The organism is Polaromonas sp. P1_E3, from assembly GCF_056405935.1.
The window spans coordinates 1-916 of sequence record NZ_JBFUBD010000714.1 but is presented as its reverse complement, the minus strand read 5'-3'; the positions used below and the strand labels follow the sequence as shown (position 1 = coordinate 916).

1 protein-coding gene and 1 pseudogene are annotated in these 916 nt (G+C 58.5%); both read right to left on the bottom strand.

Annotated elements, in window-relative coordinates:
* Positions 1 to 283 precede the first annotated feature (283 nt).
* Positions 284 to 634 carry a hypothetical protein gene (locus AC1D0Z_RS22995; RefSeq protein ID WP_477660442.1) on the bottom strand — a complete coding sequence of 117 codons (351 nt, stop codon included), beginning with the start codon at positions 632 to 634 and terminating at the stop codon, positions 284 to 286.
* Between the two features lie 12 nt (positions 635 to 646).
* Positions 647 to 916, bottom strand: a pseudogene (locus tag AC1D0Z_RS22990) (hypothetical protein); the annotation flags it as partial.

The window sequence follows — 916 nt, the reverse complement described above, 5'->3', positions numbered from 1 at the left end:
AGAGGGCTGAATACCAGCGGCAGCAGGCTGGCCTTTAAGCCGGTTGTACGCCTGCGTACAAATGGAGAACCGGCTATACCGCTTGCGGCGGCACATTGGTTGCCGGCTCACGAATCGGTAACGTCGGCTCAGGCGGTGGCGGATCATTGACTTCGGGAGGCGTACCCGGCGCAGGGGGAACAATCAGCGGGGGCACCTCATTGGGAACATGAATACCAGGAGCACCGGGATTGGGCTGCGGAACGGGAACATGAAGCTGCATGGGTGACTCCGGAGCTTGAGATTATCTGGCCAGGCTGCGGGAACCCATGCGGCGGCGCACCTGAGATCGCAGCAAAAGCATGGCCAGTGCACCGACGGCAGCAGCCATAAATGCCGACTTGCAGGGATACTCGGCAACCTGAGCCCGGATAGAGTGCATCAGCGAGGCCCGCCTGCCGCTGCTTTCCGTAGCCGCAGGTCGGGGAGTTTGTTCATGCGGTTGAAAATCGCTCGCGGCGTGAGCCCGCTCTGCCAATACAGCCTCCTCCGCTGACGGGAAAATATCTTCTGAAAGATCGCGCGATCCCGCCGTGAATCCGCGAACAGCACTATCTCCAGGCCGCCGCACGGGGAATGTTCCGGCTTCACTCATGCCATTCTCCTGTCATGCGCGCTGGAGCGTCGACTCGTCATTTGCGACGCTGTCCAGTTTCTGGCTTTGGGTCACGCAATAAGCCAGCAGGCAATCAATTTCGGTAGATTTATCAAACACCGCATCTACACCCAGCTCCGCACACCGCTTGCGCATTTCGGGGGTTGCATAGTTGCTGAACACCACGATCTTCTGAAGTGGTTGCCTTGACTTACAAGCCTCCAACACCCCGAGCCCACTTCCTTTTTTGAGAAAAAGGTCAACGATGGCCAGATCCCACTC